The sequence below is a fragment of the Rhodoferax sp. GW821-FHT10B06 genome (genome assembly GCF_059415605.1).
Window position 1 is genome coordinate 403,778 of record NZ_JBWKNO010000003.1, and the last position, 21,873, is coordinate 425,650.

Consider the following 21,873-nt stretch of genomic DNA (forward strand, 5'->3'; position numbering starts at 1 on the left):
CAAGGGGGTTGGCGAAGCGCAGCGTAGCCTGGGGGTGAGCCACAATTTTTATGAAACCCTTTCTCCGCCAACAGCTTGAGCGCTACGCCTTTCGCCTTGCCGAACTCGACTTTCTGCTGTCCCGCGAGGACATCATGGGCGACATGAAGCAGTTTTTGCTGCTGTCGCGCGAGCACACCGAGGTGGGCCAGGTGGCGGCCCGTTTTGCCCGCTACACCCAGCGCGAGTCCGACCTGGCCGCCGCGCAGGAAATGAAGAGCGACCCCGACATGACCGAGATGGCCGAGGAAGAAATCACCTCGGCACAGGCCGAGCTGACGCGCTTGGAAGCCGAGCTGCAGCGCATGCTGCTACCCAAAGACCCGGACGACGCGCGCAATGCCTTCATGGAAATCCGCGCCGGCACCGGTGGCGATGAATCGGCGCTGTTCGCCGCCGACCTGCTGCGCATGTACACCCGCTACGCCGAGCGCCAGGGCTGGAAGACCGAGATCATGAGCGAGTCGCCGAGCGAACTCGGCGGCTACAAGGAAGTGGTGCTGCGCATCGAGGGAGACGGCGTCTACGGCCAGCTGAAGTTCGAGTCCGGTGGCCACCGCGTACAGCGCGTGCCCGCCACCGAAACCCAGGGCCGTATCCACACCAGCGCCTGCACCGTGGCGGTGCTGGCCGAGCCGGACGAGCAAGAAGCCATCAAGATCAACCCGGCCGACTTGCGCATCGACACCTACCGCGCCAGCGGCGCCGGCGGCCAGCACATCAACAAGACCGACTCGGCGGTGCGCATCACCCACATCCCCACCGGCATCGTGGCCGAGTGCCAGGACGGCCGCAGCCAGCACAGCAACAAGGCACAAGCGCTCAAGGTGCTGACAGCCCGCATCCATGAAAAAGACCGCTCGGAGCGCGCCGCCAAGGACGCTGCCGAGCGCAAGGGCCTGATCGGCAGCGGCGACCGCAGCGACCGCATCCGCACCTACAACTTCCCGCAAGGCCGCTGGACCGACCACCGCATCAACCTCACGCTGTACAAGCTGCTGTTCATCATGGAAGGCGACCTGGCCGAACCATTGGGCGCCCTGCGCGCGGCCCAGGAAGCAGAACAACTCGCCGAACTCGAAGTCGGTACTTAAACCCCAAGGACACCATGGCACGCTCCATCAACAAAGGCCCCAAGCCCAGCGGCGGCTACGCCAAGGTCTCCAGCAAATCGCTGAAAGACGCGCAGGAAAAAAGCGCCAAGCGCATGGCCCCACGGCCCGATCACCCCGGCCTGGGCAAGGTGGCACGCGCCGCTCGCAAGCCTGTGGCCTCGGTGTATGGCGATACCGTCGCCACGCTGCAAACCGCTCTGCTGGGCGCACAAAAGCACGGCATAGACAAGCTGGATGCACGCATGCTGCTGCTGCATGTCTTAGGCAAAAATCCGTCCGATGCCGCCTGGCTGATGGCCCATAACAACGACGCCTTGAATCCACTGCAGGCCGCAGCCTTTGGCACGGCTTGTACCCGCCGCCGCGCAGGCGAACCCGTGGCCTATATCACCGGCCAGCGCGAATTCTTTGGCCTGGCGCTACAGGTGGATGCACGGGTACTGGTACCGCGCCCCGACACCGAGACCCTGGTGGACTGGGCGCTGGAACGCCTCCAGGGCCAGGCCACGCCCCAGGTACTGGACCTGGGCACGGGAAGCGGCGCCATCGCCCTGGCTATCCGCCACGCCACGCCACAGGCCCAGGTCACGGCGGTGGATGTCAGTGCCGATGCCTTGGCCGTGGCCCAGGCCAATGCTCAGCGACTGGCGCTGCCGGTGCAGTTTCTGTACAGCAGCTGGCTGGCGCAGGTGTCCGGCAGCTTCGATCTGATCGTCTCCAACCCACCTTATATTGCCGATGCAGACCCGCATCTGCCCGCCCTGGTACACGAGCCGCTAGGCGCCTTGACCGCTGGCACCGACGGGCTGGACGACATCCGCCAGATCGTCCGCCAGGCGCCCGCGCATTTGCAGGCCGGTGGCTGGCTGCTGCTGGAGCACGGCTACGACCAAGCCGCCGCTGTGCGCGCTTTGCTGGAACAAGCGGGCTTCACGCAGGTGCAATCCAGGCAGGACCTCGCCGGCATAGAGCGCTGCAGCGGTGGCCAGCGACCCATCTGAAATTTATAAGATATTGGCCGCTGGCGCAGATAGAACCTACGCTAGCAGCTACATAAAACATAGCAACCAGCCCTAGCCCATGTGGGGGCACAGCAGCGTACGCATTCCGCCGCAACGTGCGCAGTGAAATAATAGCGGTTTGATTTTCAAGGAGCCCCGCCATGAGCGACGCACAACAACGTATTGATGCACTGGTCAAATCCAACGACGTACTGCTATTCATGAAGGGCAACGCCAGCTTCCCGCAGTGCGGTTTCTCGGGCCGCGCCATCCAGCTGCTGAAAGCCTGTGGCGTGGATGCCAAAACGGTCAAGACCGTGAACGTGCTGGAAGACGACGAAATCCGCCAAGGCATCAAGGAATACAGCAACTGGCCCACCATCCCCCAGCTCTACGTCAAGGGCGAATTCGTGGGCGGATCGGACATCATGATGGAAATGTACGAATCCGGTGAACTGCACCAGGTGCTGGGCACCAAGGCCGCCTGAAGCCCAGCCAACCGCCTATGTGGTGCTGAATCCACATAGGCTGTAATAAACGGTACTTTTCCACGGGTTCCACCATGGTGTGCTGGCACGGCTTATGCTGAAATGAAGCTGTGCCAGCAACCAAGGAGTCTTTCATGGAATCCCGCAGTCTTGTTCCGCATGTACCGCAGTTTCAACTGCCCGTCGCCAATGTGCGCAGCGTCTTCCAGACGCAAGAAGTCGAACGCAAACTGGCCAAACTCCCCAGCCGAGAGCACGAAAACCTGCGCAGCACCTACGAGCGCATGCTGGAGCGCGGCCCCGAACGCTTCCAGGTCAAGCCCTCAGGCGTGCCGGAGATGTCGGCCCTGTACCAGGCCCTGCCGAACTTCACCGACGTGCTGGACGACGTCAAACGCCATGTGGCCCTGAGCCAGGACAGCCGCGATGGGCTGGAGGTCACACCCATTCTGCTGCTGGGCCTGCCAGGCATAGGCAAAACCCATTTCGCCAAGAAGCTGGCCGACCTGCTGGGCACCGGCATGAACCTAGTCCCCATGAGCTCCATGACGGCGGGCTGGCTGCTGTCCGGATCGTCCTCCCAATGGAAAGGCGCCAAACCCGGCAAGGTATTCGAAGCACTGATAGACGGTGAATATGCCAACCCGGTGATCGTGGTGGACGAAATCGACAAAGCCAGTGCCGATGCCCAATATGATCCCTTGGGCGCACTCTACAGCTTGCTGGAACACGACACGGCGCAGAACTTCATGGACGAGTTCGCCGAAGTCGCAATCGACGCCAGCCAGGTGATCTGGATCACCACGGCCAACGACCCGCGCGGCATTCCAGAGCCGATTCTGAACCGGATGAACGTGTTTGAAATCGAGCCGCCCTCACCCGAGGCCGCAAGGCAGATTGCCAATAACCTCTACCAGTCCATCCGCTCGGAGCATGGTTGGGGTGAGCGGTTTGCACCCGAACCGAACAGCGATCTGCTGGACGCCCTGGCAGAGCTTGCCCCGCGTGAAATGCGCCGTGCGCTGATGACCGGTTTTGGCAATGCCCGCCTGGATGGACGCGATGCCATCAAGGTAGACGACCTACCCCGTGCCTCGCAACACAAAAGCCGCATGGGCTTTATCCAGTAAGGCCCCAGGCCACTTAGTTGGCCTTTTGCCGCTGTAGCAGCTGCGCGACAAAGTTGGACGGAATCGCATAGCTGATACCAGAGGGTTGGCTGATCGCCGACTCTTTGGTACCTTTGACAAACACCATATTGACGATGCCCACCACTTCGCCGGTTTCCGCATCAAACAGCGGGCCACCACTGTTGCCTGGATAGGCTGTGCCATCCAGCTGGAAAATATCAAAACTGCCGTCACGCAAACTACGGATAGAACGCTCGGTCAGCTGCGCACCCGTGGCCGCTGGCAACACAATCGCTGTAATCGATGACACCATGGCGCGATGGGTCACCGAAGAAAAACCCAGCGCCCCTCCAATGGGAAAGCCCATGAACGCCACGGACTGCCCTTCACGCACACTCTTGGAGTCACGTAAATTCAGTGCGGCAACCGGCGCGCCCTCAAACCGTAACAAAGCCAGATCGTGGACGCGGTCCACTTCCAACACCGATGCGGCGCGCATCTGCAGCTCCCCCTTGGAATCTCTTATCTGCAACGCCAAACTGGCTCCTGCAGGATCCTCTGCCGGCCCCATCAGTACATGGGCATTGGTGACAGCAAGATTGCCGCTCTCAACCACAAACCCCGTTCCGCGCAAAGAAAATCGGGGACTGTTGGTACTCTTGTAATAGCCCACGATAACAACCGAGGGCTTTACGCGGGGAATCACATCAGCCAGTTCGGCCTGTGCGGAGCCCTGAACAAAAAGTGCAAGCAAAACCACATAACGAAAATATGCGCATATTTTCATGCGATTGACTATTCGTATAAGCCGAGAAGCTGATTACACATCAAAGTGTCTTGAGTGCAGACTCGACCTCTTCATGCGAAGCAAAATCCTTACCCAATTTATTCAAGTCTTCCAACAAGGATTTGGCTTTTTGTTTATCACCGGATTTGATATATATTTTTGCCAAATTCAGCTTGAGCACTGCATTACCAGGCTGCAGCGATAAAGCCTTGTTTTCTATCTCAATTGCTTTGGCGTAATCACCCTTATCAGCCCACAACATGGCCAAAGTATCCATGAAGGAGGGTTGATTTGGTATCAAATTGATAGCCTTTTCGGCAAAACCTATAGCCGAATCTTTTTTCAGCTGCCCCGAAACCCACGCCAAATTATTGTACGCAAGAGCATTAGAGGGCTGCAATTGCACAACATTGGTGTAATATTTTTCAGCAACCGTATAGTCTTTTTTTGCCAAAGCATCATCAGCCATATACAACATAAAAGCTGTATCTTTTGGATGCTCCTTGAGCCAAGTTGCTATAAATTTATCAGCATCTTGTTTGTTGCCCGAAGCCACCAGAGCTGCGTGTATTTTTATAGCTGCTCCCAGCGAGTTGGTTTGCTTCAATCCCAATCGATAAGCTGCAAGCGCTTCATCCCACTTCTTTTGTTCGGAAAATATATCACCCTCCAAGATATATCCGATATTTTCTTTGGGGCGTTGTCGCTGTATCGTTCTCGCAGTAGTAATCGCATTTTGATAGCGATCAGAGGTCGCATCCAAGAACGCCAGAGCACGCTGAGCATCCAATAGGTCAGGCTTCAACTCCAATGCCTTCTGTAAATTTTGAACTGCTGCTTCTTTGTTTTTGGCAGCCAAATTTACATTCGCCAAACGCATCTGAGGCAAAGGAGACAAAGGTTGCAAGGTTGCTAATTTATTGAAGGTTGCAATCGCCTGGTTTGTATCTCCAGATGCCTGCAAGGCACGTCCAAAGGCGTCTAACAATTCAGGACTTTCCGGCAATGCCGTTGTCGCATCCTGGGCCGTTGACAAAGCCGCTTTGGCATCCTTGTTTGCCAGATAATAATCCACCAACAAAACACGCGGTGCTGGATTTGATGTATCAGCAGAAATAGCATTCGCAATCAATTTGGAGACTTCCTCCTTGCTGCCTCCGGCTTCTTTGCGGACCTCGGCCAGAGCTAGCAAAGCCTGCATATTCTTTGGATCCTTCGCAAGAATCGCGTTAAATCGCTTAGATGCCTCATCCGGCTTTTTTTCCGCAATATCCAGAGCGGCAAGACTTGCTACAGCGGGAAAATAATTGGGATTTAATTTAGAAGAAGCCTCAAAACTTTTTCTTGCCGCAGCCACATTACCCTGTGCAAATAGTATTTTGCCGCGTAAATTTTGTGAAATAGGGTTTTCGGGAACCTTTTTCTCCATCGCAGAAATCGCAGCCAAGGCTTTATCGTAATCCTGCTTGCGTAAATACTCTCCAATCAACGCCATATCGGCACTAATTCCCCTATCAGATGCAGAAATATCACGCAACTCCACAAATGCAATATCGCCTTCGCCGGCAGCCATATGCGCCAAAGCCAGCGATGTTCTCTTCATTGCATTTTTAGGATCGACCTTGGAAGCCTTTGCAAAATAATCAACCGCCTTCTTGACATCTCCATTTTGCATATAGGCTTCACCAGCCACAGAGTACAGCGTGACATCCACAGGCTCCTGACTTAATGCTGGCTCCAATGTAGCGATCGCCTTGGATACCTGCCCCGTGCGCAGATAGACCATAGTCAACATACGACGCGCCAAAGAAAGCTCTGGCGCAGCAGTCAAGGCCTTGTTTAAATAGATTTCCGCCTGCAACATTGAATTCAACTGAAATTCAATAGCCCCGGCTAATTGCAGGCCACGCGTATATGTAGGAGCAACCTTCAGCAGTTGCTGAGAAAACTCTCTTGCCGCCTTATAGTCTTTCTTCTGATAAGCCAACTGGGTTTCAAAATATTTGACTTGTGGACTATTGGGGGCGATCGCTTTCATCGCCTCCAATTTCTTAGCAGCCTCGTCTAATTTTTCCTGCTGCATCAACAGCACCAGCATACCCATATAGCCAGGTAAATAACTGGGCTTGGCCTGCACCGATTTTTCATATAAAGCCAGAGCTGCATCCTGATCATTGGATGCACTCAACACCAAATCACCCTTCAGCTTCAAAGCATCGGCATTATTGGGGGATTTTTTAATAACCGCATCAATCGATGCCAGAGCGCCCGGCATATTATTTTTAGCGGCCTGCCGACGGACGCTCATGATCAAAGCATCGACATTTTCAGGATCTTCGGCCAAAGCCGCATCCAACGCCGCCTGCCCGGCCCCCGCCATTCCTTGCTCAAAAAATGCCGTGCTCAACGCTAGCTGCAACTCAACTTTTGCAGCAGCAGTTTCAAGCTGGGTCTTCGCAAAACTGTCGGTAACTTTCTTAAATTTGCCCTGGGCCAGCGAAGCTTTCGCAAGCTCCGGCACGACCAGATCGTCGGAATACTTCAAAGCCCGAGCCTTATCCAACTCCACCTCGGCTGCTGCCGAGTCGCCTAAATTCAACAGTGTTTTACCCAATAAAAATCGAGCTTCAGGCAAATTGGGGTTAATTTGCAACGCATTTTTAATTTGAATGATTGCAGCTTTTTTCTCATTTTTCTCCAGGCTTTGCTTCGCAGAGGCCAGATAATTCTCAGGCTTGTCATTGCCACAGGCAGTCAAAAATGCAGTCACGGCCACCGCACACAAAATACCACGAGAATTTTTATATCGCTGAATCATTATTACATCCAAACAAAATCAAAATGCATGCACTTTTACTTCAGACCTAGCCGATGCATAATATCGTATAAGGTTGGTCGACTTACGCCCAACAACTCCGCAGCCTTCACGATATTTCCATTTACACGCCCTAGTGCTGAAATAATTGCATTTTTTTCTGCACTCTCACGCACGGTACGTAAATCCAAAGAATCATCAGCTGCTTCAGAAACAACAGATTCCAACCCCACGTCTTCCGGAGTAATCTTGTTTCCATCCGCCATAATTACTGCACGCTTGATGCAGTTTTCCAACTCCCGGATATTGCCTGGCCATGTATGGTTCTCTATAACCCGTACACATTCCTCGCTCAAATTCAACGAGCCACGATTTTGCTCACGCGCAAACCTGCGTACAAAAGAATAAGCCAACAAAGCTGCATCACCATTGCGGGCGCGCAATGGTGGAATATTGATGACAATTTCAGCCAAGCGGTAATACAAATCCTCTCTGAACCGGGACTCTTTGCTCAAGGCTTTCAAATCCTGGTGGGTCGCACAAACAATCCGTACGTCAACCGGAATCTCTTGACGTCCCCCCACCCGTTCAATAGTCCGCTCCTGGATAAAACGCAGCAGCTTGGCCTGCAGGGAAAATGGCAAGTCCCCAATTTCGTCCAGCATCAAGGTGCCGCCGTTGGCCATCTCGATCTTGCCGAGCGTGGTCTTGGCCGCACCGGTGAACGCACCTTTCTCGTAACCAAATAACTCGCTCTCCAGCAGGTTCTCCGGAATGGCCGCGCAGTTGATGGCAACAAACTTTTCGCCCTTGCGCTGCGATGCCTGGTGGAGTCCCCGCGCCAGTACTTCCTTGCCGGTACCACTTTCACCCAGCAACATGACGGTAGCCGTGGTGTTGGCAACCTTCTCAATCGTGCGGCATACGCGCAGCATCTCGGGGTCACGCGTCACCAAGCCCGCCAAGGCGTCTGGCTGGTACATCTCCTGCAAACGGCGATTTTCTTTTTGCAGTTCGAACATGCGAAACGCACGGTCAATCGTCAAATTGAGCAACTCCGGCTCAAACGGTTTGGCAAAGAAATCGTAAGCGCCCAATGCAACCGCCCGCAAGGCGTTGGCCTGGTCATTCTGCCCCGTCAAAACGATGACCTTGGTATCGGGTTCCACCGCCAGAATCTGCTCCAGCAATTTAAAGCCCTCGCTCACGCCGTCAGCATCCGGCGGCAGCCCCAGATCCATGGTGACCACGGCCGGGCTGTGCCTGCGCAGTTGCACCAGGGCACTGTCTCGGTCGTTGGCGGTCACCGACTCAAATTTGTCCACGGACCACTTGATCTGCTTCTGCAGCGCGAGGTCGTCCTCCACAATCAACAGGGAACGGGCGTTATCACTGCTCATATCGCCCCCATCTCATGCAGGTCAGAACCTTGATGTACCTCGAACAACGGCAACAAAATTGTCACAAGCGTTCCTTTGTTTTGCGCGCTGCTTACCAAAATCTTCCCCCCCAATTCCTGCACATACTGAAAGCTTTCATAGGCGCCAATGCCCATACCCGCCTGTTTGGTTGTTTGAAATGGCTTGAAGAGCCGTTCTTGCACAAACTCTTCCGACATACCGTGCCCCGTATCGCCTATTTCCACCCGGGCCTGGCCGCTGGCGCGGTCCAGTTTGACCCATACTCGGCCTGATGGATCTGTGGCATCGAAAGCGTTCTGCACCACGTGACCGATGATGCGCTCAAGGCGCTCCTCGTGCCCACGCGTAAGAACCTTATCGATCAATTCCACCTCCAACTGCCGACCTCGTTTGAGGGCCACAGAGGCAATGCGCTGAACAATGATAGCCAGATCGACCCCGACAACGGTTCCCGGCGGTGTGGCACCTTCGCGCAATTGGAGCATCAGCTGGCGCATTCTGTCTAATGAATTCTCTACCGTCATCAGCATGTCCTGCTGAAACTCCGGGTTGTCGTGCAGACGCTTGGCATTCTTCAACATCAAGGACAGCTGGGTGACAATATTCTTGAGGTCATGAACCACAAAAGCCGACATGCGGTTGAAGGCGTCAAACTTGCGCACCTCCAGCAAGGCCTCCGTAGCCCGCATCTGGGCCAGGTAGCTAGCCGCCTGGCGACCAGCGGTTTTCAGCAAATCGTTGACCTCCCAGTTGACGTCAATATTGGTGCGCGCACTGGCCAGCACCACAAAACCAATCATCTCACCCCCTGCTGTCAAGGGCACGATCAGCCAGGCTTGCGGTAATTCCTGCAACCAGGTTGGCAATTTCAAATCGCCATAGCGTTTGGAATAAGTACGAAACTCTTCCAGATTGATCACCCAACCGCTGCTGGCCAGGAACTGGCAAAAAGAAGACTCCGCCTCTTCCTTGACCGGGCTGGATGCCAGGTTCCAGCAGGCCGTCTGGCGGAATGCAGCTTCGCTGCCGCTCTTCATCCACAGGCTGCCGCCCGGGCTTTCCAGCATGTCCGCAAGTGCCCGCACAACCTGCTGGCCCATGTCATTTGGCGATTGGTTGCCAGACAAGGTTTGAGTGAACTTGAGCCATTCTTCCCGATAGTCATAGCGGTAGCGAAAGAAGTGCTTGCCCACAAACACTCTCAGCTTGGCCCGGAACGCGCCCGACAGGGTCAGCACCAGAAGTGCAATCAGCGCAGAAAAAACCAGCCCCTGCTGCAAGGCGCGCCCCCATTCGCCACCAAAGTAGCGTACGTAATAGCCCACAGCTGAAATGAAGATCAGATAAGCCCCCGCCACCAGCAAAGTAGCGGAATGGAAAGCGGCCTTTTGCGAAACCCGGATATTCGCGATCCAGTCGCTGCGCCGCAGGGTGGACAGCAGCAACAACACCACCATCAGACCGTGGACCGCCCCCCGAATACTGAGCGCATCGACGTCAATCCGCTTGAACAGCACGGCCTGGGAATACAGGTACAGGTCGAACAGGAAGATGCCTGCAATCCCAAGACTCAGCGGCTTGATGTTCCAGCGAGAATCCTCGCTAACATTGCTATAGACCTGCTCCAGCAAGACCAGCCCCATCACCGGCAAAGCGGTTGCAGCCATCAGATACAACCAAACCGCATCTCCGAAATAAGTGACCTGGAACACCAGCAATAGCGGAGCGGCCACAGCAAAACATAAGGCCGCCAAAGTCACCCATGGCAACCAGCCCATGCCGGGGGGATATTGACCTTCACGGTTGGCACGGCATAGCGACAGCATGAAGCCAAACCAGCAAGCGTAACGCGCCACATCCGCCAACCCGCCCAATAGCTGCCACACCGCTTGCGGGTGCGAGCCAAATACAAACTGCAGCCAGCCCCACACGGCCGTGAAGCCTACCGCCGCCATCAGATAGACCGAGGATGCATTGCGGGGTGCACGCCAGTAGCCAAGGCCCAACAGCCGCATGCCGAAAGCGGTGTACACCACCGCAGCCAGTGCATAACCCAGAGAGGTCAACGTAGTGGTTTGGCTATCCATGCAACAGAACGCGGGGTACGGTGGATAAGCGCGACAGCAGGCGCTTATGGTTCAGCGGGCGCCTTTTGCCAGCAACACCACGCCCACGGTTTCAAAAAGAATGACGATGTCCAGAAACAGCGAGTGGTTCTTGACGTAATACAGGTCGTACTGCAGCTTCTCAGCCGAATCTTCCAGTGTGGAACCATAGTGATAGCGGACCTGGGCCCAACCCGTCACGCCGGGTTTCACGCTTTGACGCACGGCATAGTAAGGAATCTGACGCGTCAACTGGTCCACAAAGTAAGGCCGCTCCGGCCTGGGGCCGACCATGCTCATGTCACCGTTCAGCACGCAGAACAGCTGCGGCAGCTCGTCAATACGCACCTTGCGGATGAATTTGCCGACCTTGGTCACACGGTCATCCTGGGCAGCGGCCCAGCGCGGGGTGCCGTCCTTCTCGGCATCGGTACGCATGCTGCGGAACTTGATGACATTGAACAGTCGGCCATTGAAGCCCACGCGTTCCTGCCGGTAGAAAATCGGCCCGGGACTCTCCAGCATCACCAACAGCATGGTGACCAACATGATCGGCAAGGTCAGCAAAATCAGCACCACGGCACTGAAAATATCAAACAGGCGCTTTACCGCCGAGCGTAAGCCGCCTTGACTGAAACCATCGCCAAAAATCAGCCAACCGGCGTTAACGGAATCCAGCCGAATCTGGCCCTTGGTCTTCTCAAAGTGCGTGGCCACGTCCACCACCCGCACACCATGCAACTTGCAGTCCAACAGCTCACGCAAAGGCATGCTGCCACCGCGGCGCTCCACCAGGGCCACCACGATCTCGTCCACCTCCAGCTCCAGCGCCGTATCGGTCAAGGATTTGTGCTTGGACAAAATCCCCCAGGCCGACACCTCGGACTCCGCCTCATTCGGGCTGGCGTAATAGCCCACCACGTCCACATGGGGGTCTTCATTCTTCAACGTCTTACCCACCAATGCCGCACGCGGTCCCGTGCCGAATACCAGCACACGGTGGCGCATCATGGACTGGGGTGTGGAATGGGCTACATAGACCCGGTGCAAGAGCACGAAAACGAAACCGGCCATGGCCGCCATGGCCAGGTTTTCCCGGCTCGCCAAGCTGCCCGGGAACAAGGAAAACACCGCAAAAGTCAACGGTACGGCGAACACCAGCGACAGCATGGCCCGTGCGCGTGATTGGTTCAAGGACCGGTTATGGATACGCTGGTAAAACCCCAGAGCCGAATTGATGACCAGCATGCCCAGTGACAGCAGACTGGCCTGCCCCAGCAGAGCCACAACCGAGGTCAAATCCTCACCCCGCCAAACCACCACGACCAAAACTGCAGCAATGACCAAACCCAGGTCAAGAAATATCTGCAAAAGTGTTTGTTTATGCAGGTAATGGTTAAAAAGTTTAATCACGACCGCCCCCTAGTAACAACACGCAGCTACCCCCTGGTCTGTGACGGGACACGCTATTTTGCGAAGGGGATACCGAAGCCGGCGCAAACGTGGTCTGCGGGCCATTCTGCAGGGGAAAATTCATCGAATGTCTTGAACTACGGAGTTATTCTTATTCGCCTTACAGCATACTTTCATCGATTTTTCGGTGATCACAAAGCTGCCCTCTCTTGCTGCGTATTCTCCATTATGGGCTGTTTTTGATACATATCGATTCAATGCCGGATGTAACAGGCGGCACATCGCAGCATTCAAACGCCCTCACTCCGTCCAACAGGCTGAATGCCCACGCGCACACGGCAAAATCCAGCCGTATGGATACACATGTACTGGTCGCCGGTGGCGGCATCGGAGGAATGGCGGCGGCACTGGCTTGCAGCCTTGCAGGCCAAAAAGTCACCTTGTTTGAACGTGTCAGCACCTTCAGCGAAGTTGGTGCAGGCATACAGATAGGCCCCAACGTCGTGCGCCAGCTATACCAATGGGGACTGGACGAGGCCTTGCAGGGAGTGGTCGCTTTTCCAAACCGGCTGCAGGCCCGCGATGCACGCAATGGCGCGGAGCTAGGCGTTCTGCCTCTAGGGCAGACCATGCAGCAGCGCTACGGCGCCCCTTACGCCACGGTGCACCGTGCCGACCTCCACACCCTGCTGCACACGGCAGTGCAACAGCAAACCGACACACAGCTGCACACGCAGCGCACCCTAAAGCAGTTCCAGCAAAATGACGGCGGCGTACAGGTAGGCTGGACAGAGCACGCCGGCACTGCCACCGACGACTATGCCGGTCATGTGCTGGTCGGAGCTGATGGTCTGTGGAGCCCCGTGCGCCAGTGGCTGCTGCATGACGGCCCACCGCGCGCCACAGGCCACCTGGCCTACCGTGCCCTGGTGCCACAGGCCCAGCTGCCGGCACATCTGCGCTCCCAGCAGGTCACGGCCTGGCTGGGCGACAAGCTACACGTGGTGCAGTACCCCGTACGCCGGGGTGAATGGCTGAATGTGGTGGCGATTGTGCAAAGCCCCTGGCCCGGGCCCGCCGACAGTCTGGAGCAATGGGACCACAGCGCCAACGCCGCCGACCTGCGTGCCAAGCTGATCCAGACCTGCGCACCACTGCAAGACCTGGTGCAAGCCATAGACAGCTGGCGCCTGTGGGTGCTGTGCGACCGCCCGCCCATTGCCGGCGCGCACCAGCATGCGCAGGGCCGGGTGGCGCTACTGGGCGATGCGGCCCACCCCATGCGCCCCTACTTGGCCCAGGGCGCGGGCATGGCGATTGAAGATGCCGCCGCGCTGGCCGCCGCGCTGGGCTCGGGCCAGCCTATCCCTGCCGCACTGCAACACTATGCGCAACAGCGCTGGCAACGCAATGCCCAGGTCCAGGCCCGGGCCGTGCGCAACGGCCAGATATTCCACGCCACCGGCTTGGTACGCTGGGGCCGGAACCGCGCCATGCAGCTGGGGGGAGAACGGCTGATGGACCAGCCCTGGCTGTACGGCTACACGCCACCTGCGCCGTAATTGCTACAAACTTCATAGCTTCCAGCGCAGGTAATATCTGCGCCAGCGGCCTGCAAAGCTTACAAATTGGTACGTAGCGTCCAGATCTCCGGGAACAGCACCACGTCCAGCATCTTGCGCAGATAGCTCACGCCGCCCGTGCCACCCGTGCCGCGCTTGAAGCCAATCACCCGCTCCACCGTGGTGACGTGGCGGAAGCGCCAGAGGCGGAACGCGTCTTCCAGATCGGTCAGCTTCTCACCCAGTTGGTAAATGTCCCAGTGCTCGCGCGGATCGCGGTAGGCCACCAGCCAGGCCTGCTCCACGGCGGCGTCGGCCACATAGGGCTGGGTCCAGTCGCGCTGCAAGTGGCCGGCCGGAATGGCCAGTCCACGCCGCGCCATCAGGCGCAGCGACTCGTCGTACAGCGAAGGTGCCTCGTACGCGGCCTGCACCAGCGCCAGCAAATCCGGCCGGTGCGCATGCGGCTTGAGCATGGCCGCATTCTTGTTGCCCAGCGCAAATTCGATGCAGCGGTACTGCGCACTCTGGAAGCCGCTGGAACTGGCCAGGTAGGGCCGCATGGCGCTGTACTCAGGCGGCGTCATGGTGGCCAGCACGTCCCAGGCATGGACCAGCTGGGCCATGATCTTGGACACACGGGCCAGCATCTTGAAGGCGCTGTGCAGATCGTCCGCCGCCACACAGCGCATGGCCGCGTGCAGCTCGTGCAGCATCAGCTTCATCCACAGTTCGCTGGTCTGGTGCTGGACGATGAACAGCAGCTCGTCGTGTGCCGGCGACAAGGGCTTTTGCGCCCCCAGCAAGGCGTCCAACTGCAGGTAGTCGCCGTAGCTCATGGACTGGCTGAAGTCCAGCTGGGCTCCCTCCTGGCGAACGATGTCTATAGGTTTTGTCATGGTATTCAATCAGTTGAGGACAGAGCAACGCGCTTCACTGCGTGAAGGTGCGTTGCTCTGTCCCGCAATGCTTCAGGTAACCGCGTGCTTCTGGTTGAACTCGGGCCGGCGCCATTCTTCGCTTTCCAGCACCTGCTGCAGCTGGTCCACCGCATTCCACACGTCTTCATAGCCCAGGTACAGCGGCGTGAAGCCAAAGCGCAGGATGTCCGGGTGCTGGGCGCCATTGCCAGCACGGTAGTCGCCAATCACGCCACGGGCAATCAACGCCTGCACGATGGCATAGGCGCCCTCGGCTTTGCTCAGGCAGACCTGCGAGCCGCGTTGGGCATGTTCGCGCGGAGTTGCCAGGCCGAGCCCGTGGCCGGCGCAGCGCTGCTCGACCAGTTCAATGAACAAATCGGTCAGGGCCAGCGACTTCTGGCGCAGGGTCTGCATGGCGCTCTGGTTCGGCACGATGCGGCCGGCCGCGTCGAACACATCCAGCCCGCATTCCAGCGCCGCCAGGCTGATCATGGGCTGGGTGCCGCACAGATAGCGCGTCACGCCGGGGGCCGGCCGGTAATCGGGGGTGAACTCGAACGGCGCGGCGTGGCCCCACCAGCCGGCCAGCGGTTGCCAGAAGCGCTCGGCATGCGCGGTGTTCACCCACACAAAGGCTGGCGCACCGGGCCCCCCGTTCAGGTATTTGTAGCCGCAGCCGACCGCGAAGTCGGCCTTGGCAGCCGTCAAATCCACCGGCACGGCGCCGGCACTGTGCGCCAGGTCCCATAGCATCAGCGCGCCGGCCTCGTGCGCCGCTTGCGTGACGGCCGGCATGTCGTGCATGGCGCCGGTGCGGTAGTTCACGTGGGTCAGCATCAGCACCGCGACCTGCGGAGTCAAGGCGGTAGCGATCTCTTCGGGCTCGACCAGTTGCAGCGTGAATCCATGCTGGCGGCACAGCGATTCGGCGATGTACAGATCGGTAGGGAAGTTGCTGCGCTCGCTGACCACCAGCTTGCGCTGCGGCGCATCGGCAGCCGCCATGTTCAGCGCGGCGGTCAGCACCTTGAACAGGTTCACCGAAGTGCTGTCGGTGGCCACCACCTCGCCCTGGCCCGCACCGATCAGCGGTGCAATCTGGTTGCCCAGGCGCTGCGGCAGGTCGAACCAGCCGGCGCTGTTCCAGGACTTGATCAGGTCGGTGCCCCACTCCTGCGTCACCACCTGAGCAACGCGGGCGGCGGTGGCCGCGGGCAGCACGCCCAGCGAATTACCGTCCAGATAAATCACGCCGGGCGGCAGGCTGAAATGGGCGCGCAGCGGCGCCAGGGGGTCCAGCGCATCCAGGCGCAGGCAGTCATGCAAAGTCGTCACGGTTCTTCCTTCTCAGATTCAAAGTGAGCGCAAAACAGCGCGCACGGGGGATGCGTCGGCGGTCATCAGCTTCAGCGGCAGGGCGATGAGTTCGTAGTCGCCCTCGGGCACGTCATCGAGCACCAGGTTTTCCAGCACCCGCAGGTTCAGGCGGCGGATGGTCTGGTGGCTGTCCAGGGTCTTGCTGTCAGCCGGGTCGATGCTGGCGGTGTCGATGCCGATCAGCATCACGCCCAGCGCGGCCAGGCGCTCCACAGTCTCTGGCGCATAGGCGGCCAGGTCGCCATCCCAGCGGTCCACCGGCATGTGCTGGTAGGTGCGCACCAGTACACGGGGAGGTAAGTGCGGCGGCAGATCCTGCACGGCATGGGCCAGATGCTCCCACAGCACCAGCGGGCCACGGCCTATGCAGTGGATGACACGGCAGGGGCCAAGATACGGTGCAAGATCGACCGCGCCGATCGCCTGGCCCTGCGGGTCGTAGTGCAGCGGCGCATCGGCGTGGGCGCCGACATGGGGCGACAGGGTCAGCGCGCTGACGTTGACCGGGCAGGCCGGCGAGATGGTCGCCGTCCACTGCTGTTGGTACGGTGTATCACCCGGAAACACCGGGCTGCCAGGGGCGACGGGGGGTGAAATATCCCAGAGGTTTTGCATAGTGCGGCGAAGGTATCACCGCTAAAAACCGCGTGGTGTCGGTTATTTCCAACAGCCAGTAAATTCTGAAACCCGGCCCGCGTCGGCAAGCCGTGGTGCGCGAAGGCTACTGTGCCGCCAGGGCATTTCGTATAAAGAAATAGCTTCTGGCGCAGGTATTACCTGCGCCAGAGGCTATTAAATAGATAGCACACAACCTGCTGGCCAGGTAGCTTGCAACTTATGCCACCCGTCCCAGCAGCAGGTATTCCATGAGCGCCTTTTGCACATGCATGCGGTTTTCGGCTTCGTCCCACACCACCGACTGCGGGCCGTCGATCACATCGGCTTCGACCTCTTCGCCGCGGTGCGCGGGCAGGCAGTGCATGAACAGCGCGTCGGGCTTGGCGGTACGCATCATTTCCGTATCCACACACCAGTCGGCGAAGGCTTTTTTACGCGCCTCGTTCTCGGCCTCGTAGCCCATGCTGGTCCACACATCGGTAGTGACCAGGTCGGCACCGGCGCAGGCCTGCATCGGGTCTTTGAAGACCTTGTAGCTGTCGCTGGAACGCAGGCCGGCCACGGACTGGTCGACCTCGTAGCCGCTAGGGGTGCTGACGTGCACGGTAAAGCCCAGGATCTCGCTGGCCTGCAGCCAGGTATTGGCCATGTTGTTGCCGTCACCCACCCAGGCCACCGTCTTGCCGGCGATGCTGCCGCGCTGCTCGATGTAGGTGAAGATGTCGGCCAGAATCTGGCAGGGGTGGAACTCGTTGGTCAGGCCGTTGATGACCGGCACGCGCGAATGCTCGGCAAAGCGCTCGATCTTGGTCTGCTCAAAAGTGCGGATCATCACCAGGTCGACCATGCGGCTGATGACCTTGGCGCTGTCTTCGATGGGCTCGGCCCGGCCCAGCTGGCTGTCGCCGGTGGTCAGGTGCACCACGCTGCCGCCCAGCTGGTACATGCCGGCCTCGAAACTTACGCGGGTGCGGGTGGAGGCCTTTTCAAAGATCATGGCCAGCGTACGGTCCACCAGGGAATGGTGTTTTTCGTAAGACTTGAACTTCTTCTTGATCAGCGCCGCACGCTCAAACAGGTACGCGTATTCCTCGGCGCTGAAGTCGCTGAATTGCAGGTAGTGCTTCATACGGGTTCTGCCAAAAATTGCTTGACCAAGGGGCACAGAATGCCGACCAGTTCATCGGCCTCGGCGGCCGTCATGATCAGCGGCGGCACCAGGCGGATCACGCTGTCGGCGGTGACGCTGATCAGCAGGCCTGCATCCACCGCACGCTGGGCCAGCACGCCGCAGGGGCGTGCCAGCTGCACGCCAATCATCAGGCCCTGACCACGCACTTCCACAAAGCCTTCCACGCCGGCCAGCTCTCGGCGCAGCGCGGCTTGCAAGTGCGCCCCCACCGTGGCCGCGTTCTCCAGCAGGCCCTCTTCTTCCATGATGCGTATGGTTTCCACACCGGCGCGCATGGCCAGCGGGTTGCCGCCGAAGGTGGTGCCGTGGTTGCCGGGCTGGAAGATGTGGGCAGCTTTGGGGCCTGCGACCACTGCGCCCACCGGCACGCCCGAGCCCAGGCCCTTGGCCAGCGGCATCACATCGGGCTTGATACCCGCCCACTGGTGGGCAAACCATTTGCCGGTACGGCCCATGCCGCACTGCACTTCGTCGATCATCAGCAGCCAGTCGCGCTCATCGCAGAGCTTGCGCACCTGCTGCAAGTATTCGATGCGCATGGGGTTCACGCCGCCCTCGCCCTGGATGGTCTCGAAGAACACCGCCGTCACATTGGGGTTGCCCTCGGTGGCCTTCTTCAAGGCCTCGATATCGTTCAGCGGCACGCGGATGAAGCCTTCGACCATGGGGCCAAAGCCCTTCTGGATCTTCTCGTTGCCGGTGGCGCTGAGCGTGGCAATGCTGCGGCCGTGGAAGGCTTTTTCATAGACCACAATCTCGGGGCGCTCGATACCCTTGTCATGGCCAAACTTGCGCGCCAGCTTCAAGGCGGCTTCGTTGGCTTCCAGGCCGGTGCAGCAGAAGAACACATTCGTCAGGCCCGACAGCTCGACCAGCTTGGCGGCCAGCTTTTCCTGGTTGGGCACATGGTAGTAGTTGCAGCTGTGGATGATCTTGCCGATCTGGTCCTGCAAGGCGGGCACCAGCTTGGGGTGGTTGTGGCCCAGCGTGTTGACCGCAATGCCGCCCAGACCGTCCAGGTAAGACTTGCCATTCACATCCCACACTCGCACGCCTTGGCCATGCGACAGCGCAATCGGCAGTCGGCCATAGGTGTTCATGGTGTGGGGTGAGGAAGCCTCAATGAAAGCGGTCATGCAGTTCTCCAAAATAAACGGGGATTCAGGGTCAACAGAACCGCTGAAACGCAATTTTAGGCGCAGAGATTGCACGGTTTTTTGACAATTGCGCATTACTGCAATGCTTGGCGACCTGGATAGACACCACAGAAAAGCCCCAAGTCTTATATAAGATACAATTCTTGTGCAGTGCAACAGAGCACCGCAAACAGGCCTATTGCCGCTATGATTCGGTCCATTGCTGCCTCGCAGAACTCCCATCTGGGATGCACCAAACCCCTACTCAAAAGCCCCACCTGATGGTTTCCAAAGCTGCCAAAGAAGTCTTTATCCAAGGTGTCACGAGCAACGGAAAAACCTTCCGCCCCAGTGACTGGGCCGAGCGCCTGGCCGGCGTGTTGAGCCAGTTTCGCCCCGGTGGCGCCCAGCCCGGCAGCCACCTCAGCTACTCTCCTTGGTGCGTGCCCACCACCATCAACGGCATCAAGTGCGTGATCCTGAACCACGAACTGCGCGACTACGACGTAATGGCCTGGGACTTCGCCATCAACTTCGCCCGCGACAACGGCCTGCAAGTGGCCGAGGCCTGCCTGATCCCCGACGCCGCGTCCAAATAAAGCGCTGACTGCCCCTCACCGGGGGCATGCAACACAAAACCCAAATTCCATAACGAAAAAACCGCCAGAGCTTGCGCTCTGGCGGTTTTTTGCGGTGCTGGCAGCGCACCCACAAAACGGCGGACTAACTAGCTCACGCTAAGCAGTCCGGGCGGTTTGCTTAAAAAATTAAGCGGCGACAGGTGCGGCGCCCAGCGCCTTCACCTTGGTGCTCAGACGGCTCTTATCGCGAGCTGCCTTGTTCTTGTGGAAGATGCCCTTGTCGGCAACCGTGTCCACCACAGCTTGCATCTTGGCAAACAGTTCGGTGGCTTTGGTCTTGTCGCCAGCGAGAACGGCTTTTTCAACGTTCTTCACAGCGGTACGGTATTTGGAACGCAGCGAGGTGTTCGCAGCATTGATCTTGATGTCCTGGCGGACGCGCTTGCGGCCGGAGGCCAGGCGGGGGTTCTTTTTCTTAGGCTTGGTTGCCATAATATATTCCTTAGGTGTTAGAGGATGTTGCCAGCAAAGCCCACCATTATAGCAGGCAGTGGTACCCCTGGCAGCCAGGCTCATCTGGCGGGCTACACTCGCCGGGTGAGCCTTTTCAAATCTGCATCCACCATCTCCCTGCTGACCCTGGCCTCCCGCGTGGGCGGCCTGGTCCGCGACCAGCTATTTGCCGCCACCTTTGGCGCCAACGCCATGACCGACGCGTTCTACGTGGCGTTCCGCATTCCCAACCTGTTCCGACGCTTTTTTGGCGAGGGCGCGTTCAGCCAGGCCTTTGTGCCGGTGCTGGCTGCCAGCAAAGCCAAAAATGGGCAAGAGGCCACCAAACAACTGATAGACAATGTCACCACGCTGCTGACCTGGATACTGGTGATCACCTGCGTGCTGGGCGTGGTGGGAGCACCGCTGCTGGTCTGGGGCTTGGCCGGCGGCCTCCAGCAGGAACCACAAGCCTACGCAGCAGCCACCGTGATGACGCGCTGGATGTTCCCCTACATCCTGTTCATCTCGCTGGTGTCCATGGCCTCCGGCATTCTGAATACCTGGCGCATCTTCGCCGTGCCGGCCGCCACGCCGGTGCTGCTGAACATCGCCATGATCGCCGCGACCTTCTGGGGCACGCCCTGGTTCCGCAACCACGGCATAGAACCTATTTACGCGCAAATCATCGGTGTGATGCTGGGCGGCCTACTGCAGCTGGGAGTGCAGATTCCCGCCCTGAAACGGCTGGGCCTGTTTCCAAGCATAGGCATCAGCTGGACTGCCGTGCGCACCGCCTGGGCGGATGAAGCTACCAAAAATGTAGCAAAACTGATGGTGCCGGCGTTACTGGGCGTGGGTGTGGCGCAGATTTCCATCTTCATCAACACCCAGATCGCCTCCCGCCTGGCGCCCGGCAGCGTGAGCTGGATCAGCGGCGCCGACCGCTTGATGGAATTCCCCACAGCCATGCTGGGCGTGGCCCTGGGCGTGGTGCTGATGCCCCAGTTGGCCGGTGCTCGCGCGGCCAACGACCCCAAACAATATTCCGCCATGCTGGACTGGGGCCTGCGCCTGGTGGTGCTGCTGGCCGTGCCCTGCTCGGTGGCGCTGCTGACCTTTGCCACGCCGCTGGTGGCCGTCATCTTCCATTACGGTGTGTTTGCCGAAAGCGATGTGGAACAGACCGCCCGCGCCCTGATGGGCTGGGGCGTAGGCCTGCTGGGCGTGGTGGCCATCAAGGTGCTGGCCCCCGGCTTTTATGCCAGCCACAATATGAAGACGCCAGCCCGCATTGCGGTGGCTGTGCTAGTGATCACCCAGCTCTTCAACTTCGCGCTGGTACCGGTATTCCAGCACGCGGCGCTGACCTTGTCGGTCGGCCTGGGCGCGATGGTGAACGCCAGCTGGCTGCTGATTGGGCTGCGCCAGCGCGGCAGCTACCAGCCTCTGCCGGGCTGGTGGAAGTTCATTCTGCAGGTGCTGGCGTCCAGCGCTCTGCTGGCGGTTTTCCTGCTGTGGGCGGCAAATGCCGTGCCCTGGACCCACTACCAGCACGCAAAATTGGAACGAATTTGGCTTCTAGCGCTGGTATTACTTGCGTCAGCAGCTATTTATTTCGTAGCACTATGGGCATCCGGCTTAAAGATACGTAAACTTCTGCGGCATTGAGTCCGGT

At 58.6% G+C, this 21,873-nt stretch carries 18 protein-coding genes; 7 read left to right on the plus strand and 11 right to left on the minus strand.

Going from position 1 to position 21,873, the window contains the following annotated elements:
* Positions 1-50 precede the first annotated feature (50 nt).
* The 4 genes from prfA to AC07O2_RS07240 all read left to right on the plus strand — a co-directional run bounded on the left by prfA (position 51) and on the right by AC07O2_RS07240 (position 3,773).
* On the plus strand, positions 51-1,133 hold the full coding sequence (gene prfA, locus AC07O2_RS07225; protein WP_495075052.1) for a peptide chain release factor 1: 1,083 nt from the start codon (positions 51-53) through the stop codon (positions 1,131-1,133).
* Between the two features lie 14 nt (positions 1,134-1,147).
* On the plus strand, positions 1,148-2,155 hold the full coding sequence (gene prmC, locus AC07O2_RS07230) for a peptide chain release factor N(5)-glutamine methyltransferase (RefSeq protein WP_495075053.1): 1,008 nt from the start codon (positions 1,148-1,150) through the stop codon (positions 2,153-2,155).
* A gap of 161 nt (positions 2,156-2,316) precedes the next feature.
* Positions 2,317-2,643, plus strand: a complete 327-nt coding sequence (gene grxD, locus AC07O2_RS07235) for a Grx4 family monothiol glutaredoxin (RefSeq protein WP_495075054.1) — start codon at positions 2,317-2,319, stop codon at positions 2,641-2,643.
* Positions 2,644-2,777: 134 nt separating this feature from the next.
* Entirely contained in the window at positions 2,778-3,773 is a 996-nt protein-coding gene (locus AC07O2_RS07240; RefSeq protein WP_495075055.1) for an AAA family ATPase, read from the plus strand.
* 13 nt (positions 3,774-3,786) lie between these two features.
* Here the strand turns inward: AC07O2_RS07240 and AC07O2_RS07245 are convergent, their stop codons facing one another.
* The 5 genes from AC07O2_RS07245 to AC07O2_RS07265 are packed head-to-tail and all read right to left on the minus strand — an operon-like array spanning position 3,787 to position 12,272.
* Positions 3,787-4,560: a S1C family serine protease gene (locus AC07O2_RS07245; RefSeq protein ID WP_495075056.1), complete on the minus strand. Its 774-nt coding sequence runs from the start codon at positions 4,558-4,560 to the stop codon at positions 3,787-3,789.
* A 40-nt stretch (positions 4,561-4,600) separates the two neighbouring features.
* Positions 4,601-7,378, minus strand: coding sequence for an XrtA/PEP-CTERM system TPR-repeat protein PrsT (gene prsT, locus AC07O2_RS07250; protein WP_495075057.1), 2,778 nt, complete (start codon positions 7,376-7,378; stop codon positions 4,601-4,603).
* Positions 7,379-7,413: 35 nt separating this feature from the next.
* Positions 7,414-8,775, minus strand: a complete 1,362-nt coding sequence (gene prsR / locus AC07O2_RS07255; protein WP_495075058.1) for a PEP-CTERM-box response regulator transcription factor — start codon at positions 8,773-8,775, stop codon at positions 7,414-7,416.
* Positions 8,772-10,883, minus strand: a complete 2,112-nt coding sequence (prsK, locus tag AC07O2_RS07260) for an XrtA/PEP-CTERM system histidine kinase PrsK (RefSeq protein WP_495075059.1) — start codon at positions 10,881-10,883, stop codon at positions 8,772-8,774. Before prsK ends, prsR begins: the two co-directional genes overlap by 4 nt.
* 51 nt (positions 10,884-10,934) lie before the next feature.
* A complete protein-coding gene (locus AC07O2_RS07265) occupies positions 10,935-12,272 on the minus strand; it encodes a TIGR03013 family XrtA/PEP-CTERM system glycosyltransferase (protein ID WP_495075060.1) in 1,338 nt (445 codons plus the stop codon).
* Positions 12,273-12,667: 395 nt separating this feature from the next.
* Here AC07O2_RS07265 and AC07O2_RS07270 point away from each other — a divergent pair, with 395 nt between their 5' ends.
* Positions 12,668-13,876, plus strand: coding sequence for an FAD-dependent monooxygenase (locus AC07O2_RS07270; RefSeq protein WP_495075061.1), 1,209 nt, complete (start codon positions 12,668-12,670; stop codon positions 13,874-13,876).
* A 59-nt stretch (positions 13,877-13,935) separates the two neighbouring features.
* On the opposite strand, the gene kynA is transcribed toward AC07O2_RS07270, so the two are convergent.
* From kynA to AC07O2_RS07295, 5 genes are all read right to left on the minus strand, one after another.
* A complete protein-coding gene (kynA, locus tag AC07O2_RS07275) occupies positions 13,936-14,775 on the minus strand; it encodes a tryptophan 2,3-dioxygenase (RefSeq protein WP_495075062.1) in 840 nt (279 codons plus the stop codon).
* Positions 14,776-14,847: 72 nt separating this feature from the next.
* On the minus strand, positions 14,848-16,134 hold the full coding sequence (gene kynU / locus AC07O2_RS07280) for a kynureninase (protein WP_495075063.1): 1,287 nt from the start codon (positions 16,132-16,134) through the stop codon (positions 14,848-14,850).
* A gap of 18 nt (positions 16,135-16,152) precedes the next feature.
* Positions 16,153-16,791: an arylformamidase gene (gene kynB / locus AC07O2_RS07285; RefSeq protein ID WP_495075064.1), complete on the minus strand. Its 639-nt coding sequence runs from the start codon at positions 16,789-16,791 to the stop codon at positions 16,153-16,155.
* Positions 16,792-17,011: 220 nt separating this feature from the next.
* Entirely contained in the window at positions 17,012-17,923 is a 912-nt protein-coding gene (gene argF / locus AC07O2_RS07290) for an ornithine carbamoyltransferase (protein WP_495075065.1), read from the minus strand.
* Positions 17,920-19,122, minus strand: a complete 1,203-nt coding sequence (locus AC07O2_RS07295) for an aspartate aminotransferase family protein (RefSeq protein WP_495075066.1) — start codon at positions 19,120-19,122, stop codon at positions 17,920-17,922. The genes argF and AC07O2_RS07295 overlap by 4 nt, the downstream gene beginning before the upstream one ends.
* A gap of 281 nt (positions 19,123-19,403) precedes the next feature.
* Between AC07O2_RS07295 and AC07O2_RS07300 the strand changes: the two genes are divergently transcribed.
* On the plus strand, positions 19,404-19,721 hold the full coding sequence (locus AC07O2_RS07300) for a DUF3579 domain-containing protein (RefSeq protein WP_495075067.1): 318 nt from the start codon (positions 19,404-19,406) through the stop codon (positions 19,719-19,721).
* Positions 19,722-19,889: 168 nt separating this feature from the next.
* Here the strand turns inward: AC07O2_RS07300 and rpsT are convergent, their stop codons facing one another.
* Positions 19,890-20,195, minus strand: a complete 306-nt coding sequence (rpsT, locus tag AC07O2_RS07305) for a 30S ribosomal protein S20 (protein ID WP_490592706.1) — start codon at positions 20,193-20,195, stop codon at positions 19,890-19,892.
* 105 nt (positions 20,196-20,300) lie between these two features.
* On the opposite strand from rpsT, the gene murJ reads away from it, so the two are divergent.
* The gene (murJ, locus tag AC07O2_RS07310) at positions 20,301-21,866 is read left to right on the plus strand and encodes a murein biosynthesis integral membrane protein MurJ (protein ID WP_495075068.1); all 1,566 of its coding nucleotides are present in this window, start codon (positions 20,301-20,303) and stop codon (positions 21,864-21,866) included.
* Positions 21,867-21,873 lie beyond the last annotated feature (7 nt).